The organism is Caulobacter sp. UC70_42, assembly GCF_044056025.1.
Taxonomy (GTDB): domain Bacteria; phylum Pseudomonadota; class Alphaproteobacteria; order Caulobacterales; family Caulobacteraceae; genus Caulobacter.
Map to the genome: position 1 here is coordinate 3,573,846 of NZ_CP171994.1, position 21,287 is coordinate 3,595,132.

Here is a 21,287-nt window from a genome sequence, read left to right on the forward strand (position 1 = left end):
GAACCGCCATGATCTTCCCCCGAGAGAGTGGACGGGGTTAAGCCGCTCTACGTTCGGCCTCGGCGGGGCTGATATAGCCTAGAGCCGAGTGCAGGCGACGGGAATTGTAGAAGCCCTCGATATAGCCGAACAGATCGCGCCGGGCCTCGGCGCGGGTGGCGTAGATCCGATGATGGACGCGCTCGGTCTTGAGGGTGTGGAAGAAGCTCTCCATCGGGGCGTTATCCCAGCAGTCGCCCTTGCGGCTCATGGAGGGGGTGATGCCGGCTTGGGCCAGGGCCGAGCGATAGGCCTCGGCGGCATATTGAATGCCGCGATCCGAATGATGGATGAGGCCGGGCGCGGGCTTTTGGCGTGCGATGGCCATGGTCAGGGCTTCCAGGGCGATCTGGGTGTGCAGGGTGTCGCGCATCGACCAGCCGACGAGTTTGCGGGTGTGCATGTCGAGGACGCCGGCCAGGTAGAGCCAGCCTTCGCCAGTCGGGATGTAGGTGAGATCGGCCAGCCAGACCTGGCCTGGAGCCGCCGCCTGGAAGTTGCGGGCGAGCCTGTTGGGCGCGATCGGATAGCCATGGCGGCTGTCGGTGGTGCGGGTACGGCGAGGCAACGCGGCCAGGCCGCGCAAGCCCGCCCGGCGCATCAACCGCTCGACCCGCGAGCGCCCAACGCGGCGCCCATGACCGCGCAGGACGGCGTGGACGCGCGGCGAACCATAGGTCCCACAGCTCTCGGCATGGATCAGGCGGATGTCCTCGGTCAGCGCGCGATTGGCCGCCGCCCGCCGGCTCTCGGGCCTGACGCGCCAGGCATAGTAGCCGCTGGCCGACAGACCCAGGACCCGACACATCACCCCGAACCGGCCAGGCGCCGCGGTGCTCATCGACGAACCCGAACTTCATCGGGAGGCCGCTCCGAAGATGAGCGCGGCTTTTTTTAGGATGTCGCGCTCCATCCGCAGATGGTCGTTCTCGCGACGCAGGCGGGCGTTCTCGGCGGCCAGATCAGACGGCGACGGGGCCGGCGCTTGCGTGTGGGCGCGCCGCGCCGGCCCCATCACCTGCGTCCCGTACTGCATCATCCATCGTCGCAGGACCGTCTCGTGCAGGCCCAACTCCCGGGCCACCATGCCGGCCGACAGGCCGCTGCTGGCGACACGGTCAACCGCTTCTCGTTTGAAGGTCTCCGGAAAGACCCGACGCTTCACGCTCATCAGACACTCCTCTCCAGCTCCGAAAAGCTAGCATGGGTGTCCACTCAAGCGAGGGAGGATCATGGAGCCTTCCAAGCCTGATCTGGAGATATCGCGCAGCCATCGCATGCTGCGCACCGCCTTGGGTCCCTTGCTGCTCGCGCGGCTGGAAGATCCCGCCGTCGCCGAGGTCATGCTCAATCCCGATGGGACGGTCTGGATCGACCGGTTCGACGTGGGGCTACGGCCCGCCGACCTGTCCCTGAGCCCGGCCGACGGCGAGCGGATCATCCGCCTGGTCGCCCATCACGTCGGCGTCGAGGTCCACGCCGGCCGGCCCCGTCTGGCCGCCGAACTGCCGGGCGGCGGCGAGCGCTTCGAGGGCCTGCTGCCGCCGCTGGTCTCGGGGCCGACCTTTTCCCTGCGCAAGCCCGCCAGCGTGGTCTTCCCCCTCGGCGACTACGTCGAGCATGGGGTGATGCGGGCGGAGGAGGCGAGGGCGCTCGCCGACGCCGTGGTCGAGCGTCGCAACATCCTGGTCGTGGGTCCCACCTCCAGCGGCAAGACCACCCTGGTCAACGCGCTGCTGGCCGAAGTCGCCGCGCTGGATGAGCGCGTGGTCCTGATCGAGGACGTGCGCGAGCTGCAATGCCCGGCCCGCAACCTGGTGGCCCTGCGCACCAAGGAGGGCGTGGCGAGTCTGGCCGATCTCGTGCGCTCGTCCCTGCGCCTGCGGCCCGACCGCATCATCATCGGCGAGGTCCGGGGCGCTGAAGCCCTCGACCTGATCAAGGCCTGGGGCACCGGCCATCCGGGCGGCGTGGCCACCCTGCACGCCGGGTCGGCCCTGGGCGCGCTGCTGCGCCTCGAACAGCTGATCCAGGAGGCGGTGGTCACCGTGCCGCGCGCCCTGATCGCCGAAACCATCGATCTGGTGGCCGTCATTTCCGGCCGCGGCCGGCAGCGCCGCCTGGTCGATCTGGCGCGCCTGACCGGCCTTGGGCCCGACGGCGCCTACCAGCTCACCCCCGCCCTGACCTCAAAGGAGATGCCCCATGTCTCGTAGCCTCGTCGCGCCCGGATCCCCGTTAGAACCGCCCCGGTGGCGCTTCTCGCGCCTGACCCTGCGGTCGATCGCCGCCGGGCTTTCCGGGACGGCGATCCTCGTCGCCAGCCACGCCCAGGCCGCCGGCTCGTCCATGCCCTGGGAGGAGCCGCTGGCAGCGGATCCTGGAGTCGATCGAGGGGCCCGTCGCCAAGATCATCGCGGTGATCATCATCATCGTCACCGGCCTGACCCTGGCCTTTGGCGACACCTCCGGCGGCTCGCGCAAGCTGATCCAGATCGTCTTCGGGCTGTCGATCGCGTTTGCCGCTTCCAGCTTCTTCCTGTCGTTCTTCTCGTTCGGCGGCGGGGCGGTGATCTGATGGCCGGCGATCGCGCGTTGGGGTTCGCCGCGCCCGTGCATCGGGCCCTAACCGAGCCGATGCTGCTGGCCGGGGCCCCGCGCGCGATCGCCCTGGTCAACGGGACCTTGGCCGCCGCCTTGGGCCTGGGCCTGCGGCTCTGGCTGGTCGGCGTCGGGGTCTGGCTGGTCGGTCATGGCCTAGCCGTCTGGGCCGCGCGCCACGACCCCCTGATCTTCGACGTCGGCCGCCGCCACGTGCGCGTGCCAACGCGCCTGGAGGTCTAGCCATGCTGGACCTTCGCGAATATGCCCGCCGGCCCAAGCTGCTCTGCGACTACCTGCCTTGGGCGGCCCTGGTCGCGCCGGGCGTGGTGCTCAACAAGGACGGCGCCTTCCAGCGCACCGCCGGCTTTCGTGGCCCCGACCTCGACTCCGTCGGCGACGCCGAGGTCGCCGCCGTCGCCGCGCGGCTGAACAACGCCCTGCGTCGGCTGGGTTCGGGTTGGGCGATCTTCATAGAGGCCCGCCGTGACCCGGCCATGGCCTATCCCGGGCAGCGTCTTCCCCGATCCGGTCTCGGCCCTGGTCGATATCGAGCGCCGCCAGGCCTTCCTGGAGGAGGGGGCGCATTTCGAGAGCCGCTACTTCCTGACGCTCGTCTATCTGCCGCCGGCCGAGCGGACGGGCCGGCTGGAGAACCTCTTTGTCGAGGGGCGGGCGCGCAGCCAGATCGACTGGCGCGCTCAGCTTGCCAGCTTCATCGACAGGTCCGATCGCCTGTTGGCCCTGATCCAGGGCCTGACCCGCGAGGCCGCGTGGCTGTCAGACGCGGCCACCTTGGGCTTTCTGCACGGGGCGGTGACCACCCAGCGCCAAGGCGTGCGCGTCCCCGAGACGCCGATGCACCTGGACGCGCTGTTGGCGACGCAGCCGCTGGAGGGCGGGCTGGAGCCGCGCCTGGGCCAATCCCATCTGCGCGTCCTGACCATCGTCGGCTTCCCGAGCCAGACCGTGCCGGGCCTCCTCGATGAGCTCAATCGCCTGGCCTTCGCCTATCGCTGGTCGACCCGGGCCCTGTGCCTGGACAAGGCCGACGCCAACCGGCTGATCGGCAAGATCCGGCGCCAATGGTTCGCCAAGCGCAAGTCGATCGGTGTCCTCTTGCAGGAGGCCCTGACCCAGCAGCCCTCGGCCCTGGTCGACAACGACGCCGCCAACAAGGCCGATGAGGCCGATCAGGCCTTGCAGGACCTTGGCGGCGACGCCGTGGCCTATGCCTACGTCACCGCCAGCCTGGTGGTCTGGGACGAGGATCCCGACCGCGCCGACGCCAAGCTGGCCCTGGCCGAGAAGGTCATCGCCGGCCGGGATTTCACGATCATCAAGGAGCGGATCAACGCCGTCGAGGCGTGGCTGGGAACGCTGCCGGGCCAGACCTACGCCAATGTCCGCCAGCCGCCGCTGTCGACCCTGAACCTGGCTCATATCGCGCCGCTGTCGGCCGTCTGGGCCGGGCCGTCGTCCAACCCGCACCTGGGCGGTCCGCCGCTGCTGCTGGCCAAGACCGAGGGCTCCACGCCGTTTCGGCTTTCGCTGCACGTCGGTGACGTCGGTCATGCGTTGGTTGTCGGGCCGACCGGCGTGGGCAAGAGCGTGCTGCTGGCGCTGCTGGCCCTGCAGTTTCGGCGCTATGCGGGCGCGCGGGTCGTCGCCTTCGACTTCGGCGGCTCGATCCGGGCCGCGGCCCTGGGCATGGGCGGGGTCTTTCATGACCTGGGCGGCGTGCTGCTCGACGCCGAGCGTCCGGCGGTGGCCTTGCAGCCTCTGGCGCGCGTGGACGATCCGGCCGAGCGCGTCTGGGCCGCCGAGTGGATCGCGGTCCTGCTCTCGGCGCAGGGCGTGCCGGTCACCCCGACGGTGCGCGACCACATCTGGTCGGCGCTGGCCAGCCTGGCCTCCGCCCCGGTCGATGAGCGGACCTTGACGGGGCTGGCGGCCCTGCTGCCGACCCTGGACCTGAAGAGCGCCCTGACGCCCTACACCCTGGCCGGGCCCTGGGGGCGGCTGCTCGACGCCGATCACGAGGCCCTGGCCGCCGGCGCCGTCCAGGCGTTCGAGACCGAGGGCTTGCTGGGCACGCCGGCCGCCCCGGCGGTGCTGGCCTATCTCTTCCACCGCATCGAGCGCGAGCTGGACGGCCGGCCAACCCTGATCCTGATCGACGAGGGCTGGCTGGCGCTCGATGACCCGGCCTTCGGCGCCCAGCTGCGCGAATGGCTCAAAACCCTGCGTAAGAAGAACGCCTCGGTGGTCTTCGCCACCCAGTCACTGACCGATATCGACGCCAGCTCGATCGCCCCGGTGATTGTCGAAAGCTGTCCGACGCGCATCTTCCTGCCCAACCCGCGCGCCCTCGAACCGCAGAGCGCGGCGATCTACGCCCGTTTCGGGCTCAGCGCCCGCCAGGTCGAGATCCTCAGCCGCTCCGCGCCCAAGCGCGACTACTACGTCCAGTCCCGGGCAGGCGAGCGCCTGTTCGACCTGGGCCTGGGGCCCGTCGCCCTGGCCTTCTGCGCGGCCTCCTCGAAAGCCGACCAGGCCGACATCGCCGCCGTCGTCGCCGCCCATGGTCCCGAGGACTTCGCGGCCGGCTGGCTGCGCCATCGGGGCCTCTTCTGGGCCGCCGACCTCCTGCCGTCCATCACCCTCCCGGAGTCCTCGCGATGAGTGTTTCTCGACGCCATCTGGCGGCGCTGCTGTGTGGCGCATTCCCCCTGGCGGCTACACCCGCCCTGGTCCCCTCGGCCCTGGCCCAGGTGGCCGTTTACGACCCCTCCAACTACGCTCAGAACGTGCTGCAGGCGGCGCGAGCCTTGCAGCAGATCAATAACCAGATCAGCAGCTTGCAGAATCAAGCTCAGATGCTGATTGGCCAGGCGCGCAATCTGGCCAGCCTGCCGTATTCGTCGTTGTCGGCGCTGCAGCAGCAGGTCGCCGCGACCCAGGCCCTGCTGGGAGAGGCCCGGGCCCTGGCCTACAATGTCCAGGACATCCAGGACGCCTTTCATCGCCACTATGACGTGGCCGATCTTCTGGCCAGTGACGCCGACCTGACCGCGCGGGCCGAGGCCCGCTGGACCACCTCGGTGGCCGGGTTCGAGGACGCCTTGAAGGTCCAGGCCGGCGTGGTCGGCGGTCTTGAGACCAGCCGCGGCGAGATGCAGAGCCTGGTGTCGGCCAGCCAGGGCGCGAGCGGCGCGCTGCAAGCGGCCCAGGCCGGCAACCAGCTCCTGGCCTTGCAGGCCCAACAGCTCTCGGCCCTGACCGCCGTGGTGGTGGCCAACGGTCGGGCGCAGGCCCTGGAGGCGGCCGACCGCGCCGCCGCGCGCGCCGACGCCAAGGCCCGCTTCTCCAAGTTCATGGGAGCCGCGCCGCAGCCATGAAACATTCCGCCGGCTTTCGGGCCCTCGTCTGGGGGGCCGCGCTGATCATCTTGCTTGGGGCTGCTGTCTTGGCGGGCAGGGCGTCCCAAGCGCCAATCCAGGTCTCGGCGTCGACACGGTCGGCCGGGGCTCAGAGCGAGCTTGCGCGCTGCAGGACGGCGGGGGAGGACGATGAAGCCTGCCGCGCGGCCTGGGCGGCGGCGCGGGAACGGTTCTTCGGGCGGCCGGCGTCATGAGCGACACCGGCGTCATCGACCGGATGCTGGACGTCTACACCCAGCACATCGACAGCGGCTTTGGTCTGCTGGGCGGCGAGGTGGCGTTCCTGTCCACCACCCTGGTGGCCATCGACATGACCCTGGCGGCGCTGTTCTGGGCCTGGGCCCAGGACGACGTCACCGCGCGCCTGGTCAAGAAGACGCTCTATGTCGGCTTCTTCGCCTTCCTGATCGGCAACTTCCACGCGCTCAGCCTGATCGTTCTGAAGAGCTTCTCGGGCCTGGGCCTGAAGGCCTCGGGCGCGGGGATTTCGGCCGACGACTTCCTGCGGCCTGGCAAGCTGGCGGCCCTGGGGATCTCGTCGTGCAAGCCGATCCTGCAGGCGGCCAGCGAGCTGGGCGGCTTTCCCGGCTTCTTCGAGAACATCGTCCAGATCGTGATCCTGCTGGCCGTGGCCCTCCTGGTCATCGTCGCCTTCTTCGTGATCGCGGTGCAAATTTTCGTGGTCCTCATAGAGTTTAAGTTGGCCACGCTTGCGGGCTTCGTCCTCGTGCCATTCGGCCTGTTCGGTCGCACCGCCTTCCTGGCCGAGCGCGTTCTCGGCGCGGTCATCGCCTCGGGCGTCAAGGTGATGGTCCTGGCGGTGATCGTCGGGATCGGCTCGAGCCTGTTCTCGGAATTCACCAGCGCCGCCTCCGGCCAGCCGACCCTGGAAGAGGTCCTGGCCATGGCCTTGGCGGCCCTGACGCTCTTGGGCCTGTCGATCTTCGGACCGGGCATCGCCTCGGGCCTGGTGTCGGGCGCGCCGCAACTGGGCGCCGGAGCGGCGGTCGGCACGGGCCTGACCGTGGCGGGCATGGCCATGGTCGGCGCCGGCGCGGCGCAGATGGCCGTGCGCGGCGGGTCGGGTTTGGCCGCTGCGGCTTCGACCGCCGGCGGCGCCGGCGGGCCGCGTCCGGGTCCTGATGCGCCAGCTCCCAGCGGCGCCGGCGGGGGACCTGGCCCGGGTCCAGGATCGGGCGGCGGGTCCGCTCAGCCGGCCGGTGGAGCCGCGCCCAGCAGGCCTGCGACCTCGGGCGGCGGCGAGCCCGGCTCGGGCGCTGCGTCGTCCGGCGCCGGCGAGGCCCCGGCCGCCGAGGCGCCGGCCTGGGCGCGCGATCTCAAGCAACAGCAGGCCCTGGCCCATGGCGCGAGCCTGGCCGCCCACGGCCTGGCCAGCGGCGACGACCACAGCGGCGGCGCCAGTCCCTCTCTCTCGGAGCAAAGCTGATGAACCCCTTCAAGGGTCCCTCGCGCCTGGGCGCGACACCCGTCCCCGAAACCCCCTATCAGCGCGCCGGCCAGGCCTGGGACGAGCGCATCGGTTCGGCAAGGGTCCAGGCCGCCAACTGGCGGCTGATCGCCCTGGGCCTGCTGGCCAGCAACATCGTCCAGTCGGGCGGCATGATCTGGCAGGCCGCGCGCGGCACGGTCACCCCCTGGGTGGTCGAGGTCGATCGCCTCGGCCAGACCCTCGCGGTCGGCCCGGCGGTTCGCGGCTATCGTCCGCCCGATCCGGTGATCGCCTGGACCCTGTCGCGCTTCATCGAGAACACCCGCGCCCTGCCGGCCGACCCGGTGGTGCTGGGCCAGAACTGGCGGCGGGCCTATGACTTCACCGACGCGGCGGGCGCGGCGGCCCTGTCGGACTATGCGCGGGGCGCTGATCCCTTCGTAGAGGTCGGCAAGGCGCAGGTCTCCGTCGATGTCACCAATGTCGTGCGCGCCTCGCCCGACAGCTTCCGACTGGCCTGGACCGAGCGGCGCTATGTCGACGGCCAGCTGGTCTCGACCCAGCGTTGGAGCGCCATCCTGACCCTGGTGATCGCCGCGCCGACCTCGCCCGAGGCCTTCGTCAAGAACCCGTTCGGGATCTTCGTGCGGGCGATTTCGTGGTCCCGGGAGTACGGCGCATGACCCGCTCGATGCTGATGATCGCGCTGGCGGGGGTCGCGACGCCGGCGGCCGGCTTGGCGTCGCCGCCCCACAAGGCCGCCGACCGGACTGTGCAGGCGGTGGCGGCCACGGAATATCTCTTCGTCGAGCGCGGCGTGTTCGAGCTGGTCGCCGCGCCAGGCCAGATCACCGACATCGTCCTGGAGCCGGGCGAGACCCTGGTCGAGACCAATCCGATCGCCGCCGGCGACACCGCCCGCTGGGTGATCGGCGACACCACCAGCGGCGAGGGGGCCAGCCGCCGTGTCCATGTCCTGGTCAAGCCCGTTGAGGCGGGCCTTTCGACCAACCTGATCATCAACACCAGTCGGCGCAGCTATCACCTGCAGATGCGCGCCTCGACGCGCGCCTATCTTTCGCAGGTGGCCTGGCGCTATCCGCAAGCGCCGAACCTGACGCCGGCGGTCCCGGTCAAGCCGGTCGTCTTGGTGTCACCGCCGGCTCCGCCAGCGCCGGTGACGCGCAATCTCGGCTATCGCATCAAGGGCGAGGCGCGCTGGCGGCCAGCGCGGGTCTACGACGACGGCGCACGGACCTATGTCGAGTTTGGTCCCGCGATCGCCCTGTCCGACCTGCCGCCGCTCTACGGTCTGGGACCGGGCGGCAAGACCTCGGAACTGATCAACTATCGCCTCGAAGGTCGTCGGCTGGTGGTCGATCGGCTGTTCGACCGCGCCGAGCTGCGCTTTGGCCTGAAACGATGGGAACGCCGCGTCCGGATCGAGCGAACGGCGCCTGCGCGGGAGGCCATCCAATGACCCAGCCCATCGACCAAGAACAGCAGGCCATCGCCAAGAGCCTTCGCCTGCGTGGCGCAGCCAAGCCCGTGGCGCGCGTCTCGCGCAAGGCCCTGATCATCACGGTTGGCGTTGTGGCGATCGGCGTGGCCGCCGCCGTGGCGTGGTCGCTGCGCGAAAAGGAGCGTTCCGCCGCTGCGCCGATGTTCCAGCCTGCCGCCTCGCCGCCCGAAGCGGTCACCGGCTTGCCGCGCGACTACCTGCAACGGCGCGAGGTTCCGGTGCTGGGGCCGCCGCTGCCCGGCGATCTTGGCCGGCCGATGCTCAGCGCCCAGCGCGCTCGCGGGCTTGACGCTTCAGCCGCGCCGTCGGAGCAGACGATGTCCTTGCCGCCGCCAGTGACTGCGCGTCCAGTCGAGAGGCCGGTGGCGGTGGATCAAGCAGTCCAGGCCTGGCAGGCGGCGCGCAAAGCCGGTCTCTTCGCGGCGGCGACGGTCAAGGGCGGTGAGCAGACGTCGCCCGCCGCTTCGGTGGGCGCGGCAGTCGCCAGCCTCGCCGACGCGCGGGCGACCAGCCCCGAGCGGCTCCAGCCGCCGGCCTCGCCCTATCTGCTGCAGGCCGGATCGATCATTCCAGCGGCGCTGGTGACAGGGCTTCGGTCGGACGCGGCGGGCTTGGCCATCGCCCAGGTCAGTCAGGATGTCTTCGACAGCCTGGGCGGACATCACCTCCTGATCCCGGCCGGATCCAGGCTGATCGGCCAATACGAGACCGCCACCCACGTCGGCCAGAGCCGGCTGGCGGTCGCGTGGACACGGCTGATCCTGCCCTCGGGGCGTTCGATCATCCTCGACAAGCTGCCGGGCGCCGACGCCCAAGGCATGGCCGGTCTGCAGGACGGCGTAGACCGGCACGGCAAGGCGGTGCTCGCCGCCGCCGCGCTCAGCACGGTCCTGGCCATCGGGGCCGAGGCCGGGCAGTCGAGCGGCGGCGATGACCTGGAGCAGGCGATCCGTCGCGGCGCCAGTCAGTCGATCAGCGACGTCGGCCAGCAGGCGGTCGGCCGCAGCCTCTCCCTGACCCCGACCCTGACCATTCGACCCGGCGCGCCGCTGCGGGTGCTGCTGTCGCGCGATCTGGTCCTCGAGCCCTATGCCGAGGAGGCGCGTCCATGAACAAGCTCAAGCTGGGTCCGATCGAGGACGAAACCCCGGTGAAGGTCACGGTCGATCTCCCAGCGGCCGTGCATCGCGATCTCGTCGACTATGGCAAGCAACTAGCGGCCGAGACGGGCTCGAAGGTCGCCGAACCGGGCAAGCTGATCGTGCCGATGGTGGCGCGCTTCATGGAGAGCGACCGGGGGTTCACGCGCGGGCGCAAGGCTAGAAAGGCCTGAACGTTCAATCGTCTTGCGCAAACTCTTCATCGGCCGCGAGGGTGCGAACAAGGGCGAGGATCTGGCTGCGTTGGCCCGAGCGAATCTTTCGGGAAGGCGAGCGCCAGTTCCACGCCCTCGCGGCTGGCCAGAAACGCGTCCACCACGGTTTGCCGGCAATTGATGGCGGCGTTTTCAGCAGTGGGCTCCTCAAGGCCTTCGAAAAACCAGCTGATCGGGACCTGCAGGTGCAACGCCAGGGCCTGAAGCTTGGACGCGCTGATCCGGTTGGTTCCGCGCTCGTACTTCTGCAACTGCTGGAAAGTGAGTCCCAAGGCGTCGGCCACCTGTGTTTGGCTCGCGCCCGCTAGCTTTCGGCGCAGGCGAATACGTTGGCCGACATGGAGGTCGACGGGATGAGGGGAGGCGTTGGTCAAGGCGGAGCGCTCCAGGAAGGTTGACCGATCTGAGACGAACCGGCGGGCTGGAAGGGACGCTTGGGCGCGGACTATTTTTGCGCCCGCCTAGTCGGCGTTGGAAGGATCCAAGGCGCGTTTCAACTCGAGCGCCAGACACACGCCCGCCCGCTTCAGCTGTAGCGCTACGGCGGCCGGCGCCGCGGCGTCTTAGCCGGCGGGCAGGGCAATGGGCGCGGCGCTCCCGCGCCTGACGAAACCCTTCCGGATGGCGGAACTGGGAGCCTTGTTGAACGCCGTGCGGACGGTCACCCGCGTTTAGGCGGCTCGGCGCGTTTCCGCGTGTTTTCCGACCCCAGGTCCCGCGCGCCCCTCGCGGGCCCATGGACGCTGTTGGCGGCCTGGCGCCCGTGGCGTCAGGCGGCCAGGAGCCGTCGCGCCGCGCCGCAGACGTCCTGGAGGTCGTAGGGCTTGGGAATGAACAGGCCCGAGGTGATCGACCGGTCGCAAGATCGGCAAGGCCGAGGTCACCAGGACGTGCAGGTCGGGCGCCAGCGCCTTGAGGCTTTCGGCCAGGTCGATGCCGTTCATCGCGCCGGGCATGTTCACGTCGGTGAAGAGGACGGTGATGTTCGTATGAGCGGCGTACATCCGCAACGCCTCGGCGGCGTTTTGGGCCTCGACACCAGCGGCTGGGGCCGCCGGGCGCGTCGCCGGTGAAGCCGTGTCCCCCGGCCAGCGCCTCCAGCCGCCGCGTCAGGTCCGGCTTGTCGACCGCGGCCAGGCCCGAGGTGAAGCCGACGTGGTCGAGCAAGCCCTGGTCGTTGTAGAGGCCCAGCAGCAGCGAGCCGACCAGCTTGCTGTCCTTGCCATAGCGGAAGCCGCCGACCACGCAGTCGGCCGTACGCTGACGCTTGACCTTGAGCATCGCCCGCGCGCCCTCGCTGTAGGGGCCGTCCAGGCGTTTGGCCACGATCCCTTCGAGCTTGCCTTCATCCAGCCAGGCCTGGGCCGTAGCGCGATCTTTCGTCCCCGGCGTCAGGCTCAGCCTTGGTCCGCCCTGCTGCTGGTGGAAAGCCACGAGCGCGGCGTGGCGTTCGCTCAAGGGACGTTGTCGAAGGTCGGTCCCGTCCGGGGCCTGCAGCATGTCGAATAGCGCGAAGGTTGCTGGAGTCTCATGGGCTAGCCGCAGGATGCGGCTCTGGGCCGGGTGCAGCCGCATCTGCAGCGCCTCGAACGAGAACGCGTCGCCCTGGGCGATCAGCAACTCGCCATCGATGGCGAACGACGTCGCGGGGAGGGCGGCCAGCTGGGCGACGACCTCCGGGAAGTAGCGGGTCAGGGGTTTGCCGGACTTGGCCTGCAGGATCACGACGTCGGCCAGGCGAAACGCCAGACAGCGAAAGCCGTCCCACTTGGGCTCGAACCACCAGCCCGGCTCGTCGGGCAAGCGGCTCACCGAACGCGCTTCCATGGCGATGGCTTCGGTCAGCCTGGCCTTGGGCTTAGCCATGGCGATGGATCGGCGGCGTCCGTCGGCGGCGGAAGCGGCGCCTCATTCGCGTTTGCCTTCGGCCGGGTCGGCGGCCGGGCCCAGGCGGCCATCGGTCGGGGAGGCCGGAATGTCGCTGGCGGGTTTGGGCGGCGTCTTGGCCGCAGACTGATCCTCCGGCGCACTGTCAGGGGAGGGTTTGATCGGCTCGCTCATGGTGATCTCCAAAGGATCTGAACAAAGCGCCGGCCACTGGGCGATGTTCCGGCCGCTTGGAGTTCAGTCGAAACTCGACAGGATGGGCGGGGCCTCATCGGCGATTTCGCGCGCCAGATAGCCAAGCCGTCCAACGCGGCCCGCCAAGCGTGTCCCAGCTTCGCCGTGAATGAACACGCCCCAGGCCGCGGCCTCGAACGGCGCCACGCCCCGCGCCAGCAGACCGGTGATCAGGCCGCCCAGGACGTCGCCGGATCCCGAGACGCCAAGGCCAGGGCCGCCGCCCGCGTAGCGGCCCGCCCGACCGTCGGCGTCGATGACATGGGTGATCGGGCCCTTGGCCGCGACGATCGCCTTGAAACGACTGGCCACCGCTCGGCCGGCGGCCAGCGGGTCATCGTCGATCCGCGCCTTGGGCCAGTCCAGCAGGCGCGCCATTTCGCCGGCGTTGGGGGTGAGGACCAGACCCTGCCGTCTTGGCCCGTCGCGCACCGCCTCCAAGGCTCCCGCGTCAACGACGATCGCCCGGCTCGTTTCGCGGGCCAGCAGGGCGGCTGCCAGGCCATCGCCGTCGTCCATCATGCCAGGGCCGATCAACAGGGCGTCACAGCGTTCGGCGTGTTCGGCGATGATCGCCATGGCCTTGTCCGACGCCTGCGCGCCGCCGTTCTGGGGCAGGGCGAGCACGCGAGCTTCAGGCAAGGCGACGCTCAGCGTCGCGACCGCCGCCTCGGCGACGACCACCTGGAGCTTGCCCGCGCCGGCGCGCAACGCGGCCACGCCCGCGAGCATTGCCGCGCCCGTGAGCTCGACACCGCCGCCCACGACGAGAACCCGACCGCGGGAATCCTTGCCGCCATCGCCGGGGGGCGCGAGGGGGTGGGCGCGCATCCAGGCGCCGTCGAGGGCTTCGATCGCGCTCATCGCGCCGCCACGGCCGCGTCCGGCTCGGCGGTCACGGGCGCGGCCTCATCTTCCAACGGCGCCGTGAAATTGTAGCGCGCCAACACCAGCCCGCCGTCCTGGCCTTGATCGGCGTCGAAGCGGTATTCGGTGACGCCGCAGTTGACGATGTCGCCCTCGGCGTCGATCGCCAGGATGTCCTGTTCGGTCAGACCTTCGAGCAGATAGCGCAGGCACAGGACCACCACCTGGTGGGCGATGATCATCACCCGGTCGCCGGCATGATGCAGGCTGAGCGTATCGATGATGCTGCGAAGCCGAAGGATGACATCGCACCAGCTCTCGCCGCCTGGCGGCCGGTGATAGAACTTGCCCAGCAGCCGACGAAATTCCGCCTGGTCGGGAAACTGGGCCTCGATGCCCCGGCGCGTGAGGCGGTCCAGGATCCCAAACTCTTTTTCCCGCAGCCGCTCGTCGATGCAGAACTTGTGGCGGGGATCCACCAGGCCGCCAGCGTCGCGCACGGCCTGACTGGTCTGGATGGCGCGCAGATAGGGCGAGGTCATCAAGGTGCAGGGACGCTCCTCGTGCGGCTGGCGCGCGAACCAGCGACCCAAGGCCTGGGCCTGCTGCTGGCCCAGGGCGCTCAGGGCCACGTCCATATCCCGATCGGCGATGTCGATGTGCGTCAAGCCGGCGGCGTCGGCCGCGTCGCGCGCGACATTGCCCGCGCTTTGACCGTGTCGGACGATCCAGAGTCGGTCGGGCCAGCGTTGCTCCATGTCATGAGGAACACCTGATCGCCGCCTTGGTTCTTCGTCTCGCCGCCTGGGCCTAGCGAACGGCGCGACCGTCTGCGTCTTGGCGAGAACCGGTCGCCGGCTTCGGCGTTCTGGGCTCATGACCCAGACTTCCTCCACCCCTGCGCTGAACGCCGAACTTGTCGGCGCCGAGATCGTCGTCACCGGACCGGACGGCTTCAGGCGCGCGATGTCCCTGGACACGGCCCGTACGTCCCTGAGCAATCTCCAGCGCGCCATCGCGGCGGCTGGCGAGCCGCAAGAAGTCTACCAGAAACCCTTGGGCTGACGTTGGCGCGGACCTGCACGGTGTAGGTTCGGTTAGACCAGGATCGTGTCGGCCTCTTCGGTCAGCCGGTCGCAGAGCTTGAATTCCCGCCGCTTGAAGGCCGCCGCCGCGCCCTTGCGCAGCAGGGCGTGGGCGGCGGCGGGAAAGCGCTTGCGCAGCTTGCCAGCCCAAAGCTCGGCGTTCTCGGGCGCGACCTTCAATTCGTTGGTCCGGTTGGCGATCATGGCGCTGGCCTCGGGCAGGGCGGGCCAGCTCATCAGAACCGCCAGGCCCTTTTCGAAATCCGGATGGGCGGCCGCATAGGCCAGGGCCCTGGCCTCCGCCTCGACATCGTCGAAGCCTGCCAGGCGGCTGACGAAAGCCTTGGCCCGGCCCATGTCCAGGGTCCGCTGGAACGAGGCCCACCGCACCGCCTGGGCGCCGGCGGTGTCGCCCGAGGCTTCGAGATAGTCGATCCAAGCGGTCTCCCAATCGAAATCCGGCGCGGCCAGGCGCCCCCTGAAGCCCGAGGGCTTGGGGGCCGCCAGTCGCAAGGCGGCCCCGGCCGCTTCGGTCTGGCCGGCGGCCATCAGGCGCTGGGCCATCGCGATCGCCACCGGCGGCGTCGCGAGGGCGGCGGGAGAATAGGTCTGGCCGAACGCCTCGACGTCGCCGGCCGCGTCGGCCAGGTGGCGAACGATCGGGATCCAGCCGGGGTGTCGGGTTGCGTGGTCGAGCGCCAGGGACAGGGCGATCTTCGCCATCGCCGCAGAGGTCTGGGAGACAAGCCCCGGGAGCCAGGACTCCCAGGCGCGGGGCTGCAAGGCGATGGCCTCGATCAGCGCCTGGGCGGCCAACTGGCTGTCGTGCTCGGCCTGAAGGCGTCCCAGGTCCTCGGCGGCGCGGCGATAGATCGCTTCCAGGGCGTCGTCGCGTTCACGCAGGCGCCGGGTCGTCTGCGGCGCGGTGGCGATCAATCGCCAGAGCCGCTGCGATGCGGCGGCGGTGTCTTCCAGCGCCAGGCGGCCGGCGATCAGGCCCCGCAGGGCGTCGAGGTCCCGCAGGAAGGCCGGCTTCTCGCGCCAGGTCACCTGGCCGCGGCTGGTCTCGACGGCGGCGAGACGTTTGTCGATCTCCGGGACCAGGTGGGTCGCGCCCAGACCCGCGGCCAGTTCCATCCGTAGGCGGCGCTTCAGATCCTTGCGCGTGTCGGCGACCTCGGCCAGAATCTCGGCCAGCCGTTCGGCCCCGAGGCTGGCGAGGTTCTCGGGCGTCACCTTCTTCTGGCTGGCGAGGCTGGGTTTGGTCATGACGTCCACGGCGAGCAGCGGGAAGACAACGCCGGGATGGCTTGGCCGTTTCAGCGGGGTGGTGCGCTCGGGAAGGCGCCGCCCGATGGAAGGCTTCGATGGAAGGCTTCAGAGCATCTCCAGCGGGCGGCGACGTTTGGGGCGTGGGAAGGCGCGCTCCAGCGTCACGAGATCTTCCGGGGACAGCACGAGATCGGCGGCGGCGCGATTGTCGCGAACATGGGCCGGCGCGCCCGCCTTGGGGATGGGCAGCAGGCCGGGTTGGCGCAGCAACCAGGCCAAGGCGACCTGCGCCGGCGTGGCGTCCTTCTGGCGGGCCAGATCCTTGAGCGTGGTGTCGGCGAGCAGGCGGCCCTGTTCGACCGGACTGTAGGCCATGACCGGCAGGGCGTGGTCGTTCAGCCAGGGCAGGAGATCCAGTTCCGGGGCGCGGCGGGTGAGGTTGAAGAGGATCTGGTCGGTCGCACAGCGCTGGCCGCCAGCCGCCATCAGGGCGATCATGTCGTCGGCGTCGAGATTGCTGACGCCCCAGCGCGCGATCTTGCCAGCCTCGACCAGGCGTTCCATGGCCTCGACGGTCTCGGCCAGGGGAACGTTTCCGCGCCAATGCAGCAGGTAGAGATCAAGATGGTCGACGCCCAGCCGCTTGAGGCTGGCCTCGCAGGCCTTGGGCAAGCGGGCGCGCGAGGCGTTCTGCGGATAGGCCTTGCTCACCAGGAAGACGCGATCGCGCAGGCCGCCGATCGCCTCGCCGACCAGGGTTTCGGCCGCGCCCTCGCCATACATCTCGGCGGTGTCGATCAGGGTCATGCCCAGGTTCACGCCCTCGCGCAGGGCCGCGATCTCGTCGGCGCGGCGCTCGGGGCGCTCGGCCATCATCCAGGTGCCTTGGCCCAGGGCTGGGACCTCGGCGCCGTCCGGGAAGCGGATCGTCTTCATGTTTTGCGCTCGCTGTTGAGGGCCTGTCCGCGCGCGCCGCGTCCAGGCTTGACGACGCGCAGGCAAACGAGGGGCTGGCCTCGACGTTCCGTCACGTCGCGGAACTCAGCCGACCAAACACGGCGCCGGTGCGGGTCAAGCCTCGGCGGCGATCTGGCGCAGCGCCTGTTCGAAATATTCGGGGGGCTGGCCGCCCGAGATCAGGTAGCGGTCGTTGATCACCACGGCCGGCACCGAGCTGATCCCCGCCGCCTGCCAGGCGCGTTCGGCCTCGCGCACCTCCTGGGCATAGCGGCCCGAGGTCAGCACCGCGTGGGCCTCATGCGGATCCAGGCCCGCCTTTATCGCCGCGCGCACCAGCACCTCGTGATCGGCGGGGCTGTCGTTGTCGGTGAAATAGGCGTCGAACAGAGCGCGCTTGAGAGCCTTCTGGTCGCCAACCAAGCCCGCCCAATGCAGCAGGCGGTGGGCGTCGAAGGTGTTGTAGATGCGGCTGTTCTCGTCGGTGGCCATGGTGAAGCCCACCGACGCGGCCCGATCGTGAATGGCCTGACGGTTGGCCGCCGACTGCTCGCGGGTCGCGCCGTACTTCTGGGCCACGTGCTCGACGATGTTCTGCCCCTCCGCCGGCATGTCCGGGTTCAGCTCAAAGGGTTGGAAATGGATTTCCGCGTCGACGAGGTCGCCGACCCGCTCGAGCGCGGCCTCCAGCCCGCCAAGGCCCACCACGCACCAGGGGCAGGAGACGTCGGAGACGAAGTCGATCTTCAGGGGCTTGGTCATCGGGCGATCCAGAGTGGGGGAACGGCAGATATAGGCGCGATGAAACAGAATCCGACGGTTTCGAAGCCCACGCCAAGCTGGCCACGACGATCCCGCGGGTCCCTGCGCGCCGATATCGACTGGAGGCGAGGCTCAGCGCCGAGGTCTTCACGCTGGAAACCGAACCCCGGGGCCGTGCACGTTTTCTGGCATCACTAGGCGCGCGGCAAGCCGATCACGATGGCCAGGGCCGCGAGCCCGCCGAGCAGCAGGACGGCCAGCAGGCCGGTCCATCCAGTGGCGGTCAGGAGGCGGCCGGTCGGTCGAAGGCGGGGAGGCATGGGGAAGACCTTAGGGCAGGGCCAAGCTTGAGGCTAGGCGATGAGGGACGGTTGCTGGGCGCTGGTCGCCCCCGGTTCGAAATTCGACACCGTCACCCCCAACAGTCGCACCCCCTGGGTCACGGGCATCACCGAGCCGACGAGATCGTCGGCCAGGCGTCGCAAGACCGCCTGAGCCGTCACCGGGCCGCTGGCCGAGCGGCTTCGCGTGGCCTGCTGGAAGTCGGCATATTTGATCTTCACCGTGACGGTGCGCCCGAAATGCGCCGCTGCGTTCGCACCAGCCAAACACCTTGTCGGCCAGCGCCTGGACCTCGTCCTTGATGGCGGCGGGATCGGTCAGGTCGGTCTGGAACGTCGTCTCCGAGCCTGAGGACTTGCGCACTCGATCGGGATTGACCGGGCGGTGATCGACGCCGCGCGCCACGCCATGAAACCAGGGGCCGGACTTGCCGAAATGCTGGACCAGATCCTCCAGCGACCGGCGATGGAGATCCTCGCCCGTGTGGATCCCTAACCGCTTCATCTTGGCTTCGGTCACCGCGCCCACGCCGTGAAAGCGGCCGATCGGCAAGCTGGCGACGAAGGCCTCGCCCTGACCCGGCGCCACCACGAACTGGCCGTTGGGCTTGCGCTGGTCCGAGGCCAGCTTGGCCAGGAACTTGTTGTAGGAGATCCCGGCCGAGGCGGTCAGGCCGGTTTCCTCGAAGATGCGCTGACGGATCCGCCGGGCCGTGTCGGTGGCCGTCTCAAGACCGGCCCGGTTGGCGGTCACGTCGAGATAGGCCTCATCCAGCGACAGCGGCTCGATGGCGTCGGCGTAGTCGGCGAAGATCGCGTGGATCTGCCACGACACGGCCTTGTAGACCTCGAACCTTGGCGGCACGAACAGCAGCTGCGGGCACTGGCGCAGGGCCGTGGTCGAGGGCATGGCCGAGCGCACCCCAAACCGGCGCGCCTCATAGCTTGCGGCGGCCACCACGCCGCGTCGCGCGCCATGACCCACGGCCAGGGGCTTGCCGCGCAGGGTCGGATCAACGCGCTGCTCCACCGAGGCGAAGAAGGCGTCCATGTCGATATGGATGATCTTGCGCAGCGGCTCGGTCATGACGATCCACCTTAGCAGAGCTGGAACGTAACGGGAACTGCTACGCCTTGATTTGGGCGAACCACGCGGCATAGGGCGTATTGCGCGCCATATGCCGATTGAGGTCCGGCGCGCCGTCGGTCCACCACACCGGGCCTCGCTCGCCCAGGCCGACCTTGGCGGCCTGCGCCTGGCGGCGCGCGGCGGCGAGCTGTTCGGCGTCGGCTGCCTTCAGCGCTTCACGCACCGCGCGGCGCGCGGCCATCAATTGATCAACGAGCGCTTGGCGCGCTTGGGGCGGAAGATGCGGATTGGCGGTGCGCCAGAGCCGGCCGCGAACGACGATGTAGCGGCCGTCGGGCGTCTTCAGCGGTGTGGATCCAGCGGCCTTCGGGCTCATCGGTCCAGGACGATCCAGGCCGGCGCGTGGTCGCTGGCGCCCTCCAGGCCCCGCACCCAGCGATCGACCCCGGCGTCGGACAGCGCGTCGGCGAGATTGGGGCTGAGCAGCAGATGGTCGATCCTCAGGCCTTTGTCGTTGGGCCAGCGGTGGCGCATGTAGGACCAGAAGGTCCACAGCGGCCCGGTGGGATGGACGGCCCGCAGGGCGTCGGTCCAGCCCTGATCAAGCAACCGGGCGAACGCGGCCCGGCTTTGCGGGGCCAGCAAGGCGTTGTCGCCATAGGAATGGTTTGGATAGAGGTCGGCCTCGGTCGGCACGACATTGTAGTCGCCGGCCAGGATGACTGGCGCGCCACTCGCCAGCAGCGTGGCGGCATGGTCGATCAGACGGTCGAACCAGGCCAGTTTGTAATCGAACTTGGGACCGGGATGGGGGTTGCCGTTGGGCAGGTATAGGCATGCAATCAACACCCCATTCACCGCCGCCTCGATGTAGCGCGCCTGGCTCTTGTCGGGATCGCCGGGCAGGGCGGTGCGGGTGACGATCGGGGCTCCGCCGCGCGCCAGGATCGCCACCCCGTTCCAGGTGCGCTGGCCGCGCCAAGCGGCCTGGTAGCCCACGGCCTCGAGCGCCTGCGCCGGAAAGGCGCCCTGGTCGGCCTTCAGCTCCTGCAGGCAGACGACGTCGGGCTGCTCGGCCTCCAGCCAGGCGGTCAGCGGGCCAAGGCGGGTGTTGACGTTGTTGATGTTGAGGGTGGCGATCTTCACGCGGTCAGTCGGCCGCGCCGCGCGCCGATCTGAGGCGCAGCGCCACCGCCTCGCTGTCGCCGCCGACCGCGACGATGGTGTTGCGCACCGCCTGGGCGTCGACGCCCAGCCGCGTGGCCCAACGCTCGACGGCGGCGTCGTCGTCCGGATCGATCCGTTCGGCGGGGGCGGGGTCTAGAGGCGTCGGCATCGGCGGTCTCCTGGGATGTCTAATGAACGCCCGGGCGCGCCGTTCCGGCCATTGCGGGAACAGTTTGGCTGAGTCGCGGATTCGGGTTGGAGAAGGAGACCTATCGCCATGTCCAAACGCGAACTGATCGAGCCCAATCCCGGCGACAAGCGCTTCGTGCGTCGCGACGACCAGGGCCAATTCTCCGAGCAAGTCGATGTCGGCAAGTCGCTGGCCGCCGATCAACGACAGCACGCCGACCATGACGCCGGCAAGGGCCAGGGCGACAAGGGCGACCGCCAGACGTAAGGCCCGCGGCCATGCCCTCGTCGGTGATCAAACGTTTCGCCTATGACCCTCAGGGCCGGGTGCTGACCATCACCTTCGTCAGCGGGCGCGTCTACGGCTATCAAGGCGTGCCGGCCGATGTCGCCGAAGGGATGCGCCTGGCCTTCGCCAAGGGCGAATACTTCAATAAGGCGATCCGCGACCACTTCATCGCCGTCGCCGTCGCCGTCGCGGGCGCCGAGCCGCCGGACCAGCCGCCGCTGCTGTGAAGGTCCAGCGTCACCAGGCCGCACGGCGTGCGACGGTCGGCCCCTGGTCGGCTAGCCCGCGCCTTCCCATATCCAGATCATGCCCACAAACCGCGCGGCGCAGGCCGCACAGTCCCTCCCGGGCGCGGACGAAGATCGCCTGCTTGGCGACGGCGAGATCATCGCCTTCGACGACGTCGTTTTGCGTCGCGAGCGGTTGGCGGCCTATGTCGACCAGGCCCGGCCGGTGATCGTCTATCGCTTCGTCCTGCCGCCTGGCGCGCTGATCGCAAGCTTGGGCTCTGGCGAGCCGCGCGACGCGGCCGATCAGCTGCAGCTCATCGTCGGCTTGACCGGCGGCGCCGTCTCCCGCAGCCATGACGGCCTGGCGGCCCGCATTCCCAAGACCCTGGCGGCCAGGTTCGAAACCCTGGCCGGGCCGCTGATCGAGGCCTATCTGGTCTCGCTGGATCTGGGGACGCCGCCAGGCGAGGCGACCTGACGCCGCGGC

Annotated in this window: 25 protein-coding genes and 6 pseudogenes; 15 read left to right on the forward strand and 16 right to left on the reverse strand. The window is 69.7% G+C overall.

The genetic code is table 11. The features are described 5' to 3' along the window. Positions 1-37 precede the first annotated feature (37 nt). Positions 38-1,210 (reverse strand): annotated as a pseudogene (locus ACHMW8_RS17780) (IS3 family transposase). A gap of 61 nt (positions 1,211-1,271) precedes the next feature. On the opposite strand from ACHMW8_RS17780, the gene trbB reads away from it, so the two are divergent. From trbB to ACHMW8_RS17835, 11 genes and pseudogenes are all read left to right on the forward strand, one after another. Continuing rightward, complete coding sequence (trbB, locus tag ACHMW8_RS17785; protein WP_395443278.1) at positions 1,272-2,255, forward strand: P-type conjugative transfer ATPase TrbB; 984 nt, start codon at positions 1,272-1,274, stop codon at positions 2,253-2,255. Next, a pseudogene (locus ACHMW8_RS17790) lies at positions 2,245-2,617 on the forward strand (TrbC/VirB2 family protein). Before trbB ends, ACHMW8_RS17790 begins: the two are co-directional and overlap by 11 nt. Beyond that, positions 2,617-2,883: a VirB3 family type IV secretion system protein gene (locus tag ACHMW8_RS17795; protein ID WP_395443279.1), complete on the forward strand. Its 267-nt coding sequence runs from the start codon at positions 2,617-2,619 to the stop codon at positions 2,881-2,883. The pseudogene ACHMW8_RS17790 and the gene ACHMW8_RS17795 overlap by 1 nt, the downstream one beginning before the upstream one ends. A gap of 2 nt (positions 2,884-2,885) precedes the next feature. Then, a pseudogene (gene trbE, locus ACHMW8_RS17800) lies at positions 2,886-5,325 on the forward strand (conjugal transfer protein TrbE). Further along, on the forward strand, positions 5,322-6,041 hold the full coding sequence (gene trbJ, locus ACHMW8_RS17805; protein WP_395443280.1) for a P-type conjugative transfer protein TrbJ: 720 nt from the start codon (positions 5,322-5,324) through the stop codon (positions 6,039-6,041). Before trbE ends, trbJ begins: the two are co-directional and overlap by 4 nt. Continuing rightward, on the forward strand, positions 6,038-6,277 hold the full coding sequence (gene trbK-alt, locus ACHMW8_RS17810; protein WP_395443281.1) for a putative entry exclusion protein TrbK-alt: 240 nt from the start codon (positions 6,038-6,040) through the stop codon (positions 6,275-6,277). The genes trbJ and trbK-alt overlap by 4 nt, the downstream gene beginning before the upstream one ends. Then, positions 6,274-7,530, forward strand: a complete 1,257-nt coding sequence (gene trbL, locus ACHMW8_RS17815) for a P-type conjugative transfer protein TrbL (RefSeq protein WP_395443282.1) — start codon at positions 6,274-6,276, stop codon at positions 7,528-7,530. Before trbK-alt ends, trbL begins: the two co-directional genes overlap by 4 nt. After that, on the forward strand, positions 7,530-8,216 hold the full coding sequence (gene trbF / locus ACHMW8_RS17820; RefSeq protein ID WP_395443283.1) for a conjugal transfer protein TrbF: 687 nt from the start codon (positions 7,530-7,532) through the stop codon (positions 8,214-8,216). The genes trbL and trbF overlap by 1 nt, the downstream gene beginning before the upstream one ends. Then, positions 8,213-9,013, forward strand: a complete 801-nt coding sequence (gene trbG / locus ACHMW8_RS17825) for a P-type conjugative transfer protein TrbG (RefSeq protein ID WP_395443284.1) — start codon at positions 8,213-8,215, stop codon at positions 9,011-9,013. Before trbF ends, trbG begins: the two co-directional genes overlap by 4 nt. Beyond that, a complete protein-coding gene (locus ACHMW8_RS17830) occupies positions 9,010-10,167 on the forward strand; it encodes a TrbI/VirB10 family protein (protein ID WP_395443285.1) in 1,158 nt (385 codons plus the stop codon). The genes trbG and ACHMW8_RS17830 overlap by 4 nt, the downstream gene beginning before the upstream one ends. After that, the gene (locus tag ACHMW8_RS17835) at positions 10,164-10,388 is read left to right on the forward strand and encodes a DUF2274 domain-containing protein (protein ID WP_012286309.1); all 225 of its coding nucleotides are present in this window, start codon (positions 10,164-10,166) and stop codon (positions 10,386-10,388) included. Before ACHMW8_RS17830 ends, ACHMW8_RS17835 begins: the two co-directional genes overlap by 4 nt. A gap of 4 nt (positions 10,389-10,392) precedes the next feature. Here ACHMW8_RS17835 and ACHMW8_RS17840 read toward each other — a convergent pair. The 6 genes and pseudogenes from ACHMW8_RS17840 to ACHMW8_RS17865 form a co-directional block, all read right to left on the reverse strand. Continuing rightward, positions 10,393-10,804 (reverse strand): annotated as a pseudogene (locus tag ACHMW8_RS17840) (helix-turn-helix domain-containing protein). A 297-nt stretch (positions 10,805-11,101) separates the two neighbouring features. Next, entirely contained in the window at positions 11,102-11,434 is a 333-nt protein-coding gene (locus tag ACHMW8_RS17845) for a hypothetical protein (protein ID WP_395443286.1), read from the reverse strand. Next, positions 11,400-12,296, reverse strand: a pseudogene (locus ACHMW8_RS17850) (ATP-dependent DNA ligase); the annotation flags it as partial. The gene ACHMW8_RS17845 and the pseudogene ACHMW8_RS17850, both read right to left, overlap by 35 nt. Before the next feature lie 42 nt (positions 12,297-12,338). Beyond that, a complete protein-coding gene (locus tag ACHMW8_RS17855; RefSeq protein ID WP_395443287.1) occupies positions 12,339-12,491 on the reverse strand; it encodes a hypothetical protein in 153 nt (50 codons plus the stop codon). A 63-nt stretch (positions 12,492-12,554) separates the two neighbouring features. Next, the gene (locus ACHMW8_RS17860; RefSeq protein WP_395443288.1) at positions 12,555-13,415 is read right to left on the reverse strand and encodes an NAD(P)H-hydrate dehydratase; all 861 of its coding nucleotides are present in this window, start codon (positions 13,413-13,415) and stop codon (positions 12,555-12,557) included. Beyond that, complete coding sequence (locus tag ACHMW8_RS17865; RefSeq protein ID WP_395443289.1) at positions 13,412-14,176, reverse strand: histidine phosphatase family protein; 765 nt, start codon at positions 14,174-14,176, stop codon at positions 13,412-13,414. The genes ACHMW8_RS17860 and ACHMW8_RS17865 overlap by 4 nt, the downstream gene beginning before the upstream one ends. Positions 14,177-14,294: 118 nt before the next feature. Here ACHMW8_RS17865 and ACHMW8_RS17870 point away from each other — a divergent pair, with 118 nt between their 5' ends. Continuing rightward, positions 14,295-14,483 (forward strand): hypothetical protein, encoded by a 189-nt coding sequence (locus ACHMW8_RS17870; protein WP_395443290.1) that lies wholly within the window; start codon positions 14,295-14,297, stop codon positions 14,481-14,483. Between the two features lie 32 nt (positions 14,484-14,515). Here ACHMW8_RS17870 and ACHMW8_RS17875 read toward each other — a convergent pair whose 3' ends face one another. From ACHMW8_RS17875 to ACHMW8_RS17915, 9 genes and pseudogenes are all read right to left on the reverse strand, one after another. Beyond that, complete coding sequence (locus tag ACHMW8_RS17875) at positions 14,516-15,772, reverse strand: DUF6880 family protein (RefSeq protein ID WP_395443291.1); 1,257 nt, start codon at positions 15,770-15,772, stop codon at positions 14,516-14,518. A gap of 108 nt (positions 15,773-15,880) precedes the next feature. Next, entirely contained in the window at positions 15,881-16,711 is an 831-nt protein-coding gene (locus tag ACHMW8_RS17880) for an aldo/keto reductase (protein WP_395443292.1), read from the reverse strand. A 135-nt stretch (positions 16,712-16,846) separates the two neighbouring features. Beyond that, on the reverse strand, positions 16,847-17,494 hold the full coding sequence (locus tag ACHMW8_RS17885) for a DsbA family oxidoreductase (RefSeq protein WP_395443293.1): 648 nt from the start codon (positions 17,492-17,494) through the stop codon (positions 16,847-16,849). A 194-nt stretch (positions 17,495-17,688) separates the two neighbouring features. Beyond that, the gene (locus ACHMW8_RS17890; RefSeq protein WP_395443294.1) at positions 17,689-17,814 is read right to left on the reverse strand and encodes a hypothetical protein; all 126 of its coding nucleotides are present in this window, start codon (positions 17,812-17,814) and stop codon (positions 17,689-17,691) included. Between the two features lie 33 nt (positions 17,815-17,847). Further along, entirely contained in the window at positions 17,848-18,057 is a 210-nt protein-coding gene (locus ACHMW8_RS17895; protein WP_395446008.1) for a hypothetical protein, read from the reverse strand. A 76-nt stretch (positions 18,058-18,133) separates the two neighbouring features. Continuing rightward, a pseudogene (dinB, locus tag ACHMW8_RS17900) lies at positions 18,134-18,994 on the reverse strand (DNA polymerase IV); the annotation flags it as partial. Further along, positions 18,963-19,301, reverse strand: coding sequence for a hypothetical protein (locus ACHMW8_RS17905; protein ID WP_395443295.1), 339 nt, complete (start codon positions 19,299-19,301; stop codon positions 18,963-18,965). The gene ACHMW8_RS17905 and the pseudogene dinB, both read right to left, overlap by 32 nt. Continuing rightward, positions 19,298-20,071: an exodeoxyribonuclease III gene (locus ACHMW8_RS17910; RefSeq protein ID WP_395443296.1), complete on the reverse strand. Its 774-nt coding sequence runs from the start codon at positions 20,069-20,071 to the stop codon at positions 19,298-19,300. The genes ACHMW8_RS17905 and ACHMW8_RS17910 overlap by 4 nt, the downstream gene beginning before the upstream one ends. A gap of 4 nt (positions 20,072-20,075) precedes the next feature. Further along, positions 20,076-20,261, reverse strand: coding sequence for a DUF3606 domain-containing protein (locus ACHMW8_RS17915; RefSeq protein ID WP_395443297.1), 186 nt, complete (start codon positions 20,259-20,261; stop codon positions 20,076-20,078). A 108-nt stretch (positions 20,262-20,369) separates the two neighbouring features. Between ACHMW8_RS17915 and ACHMW8_RS17920 the strand changes: the two genes are divergently transcribed. The 3 genes from ACHMW8_RS17920 to ACHMW8_RS17930 all read left to right on the forward strand — a co-directional run bounded on the left by ACHMW8_RS17920 (position 20,370) and on the right by ACHMW8_RS17930 (position 21,278). Continuing rightward, on the forward strand, positions 20,370-20,549 hold the full coding sequence (locus ACHMW8_RS17920) for a hypothetical protein (protein ID WP_395443298.1): 180 nt from the start codon (positions 20,370-20,372) through the stop codon (positions 20,547-20,549). An 11-nt stretch (positions 20,550-20,560) separates the two neighbouring features. Beyond that, entirely contained in the window at positions 20,561-20,797 is a 237-nt protein-coding gene (locus tag ACHMW8_RS17925; protein ID WP_395443299.1) for a KTSC domain-containing protein, read from the forward strand. A gap of 79 nt (positions 20,798-20,876) precedes the next feature. Next, positions 20,877-21,278: a hypothetical protein gene (locus ACHMW8_RS17930; protein WP_395443300.1), complete on the forward strand. Its 402-nt coding sequence runs from the start codon at positions 20,877-20,879 to the stop codon at positions 21,276-21,278. The last annotated feature ends 9 nt before the right edge of the window (positions 21,279-21,287 follow it).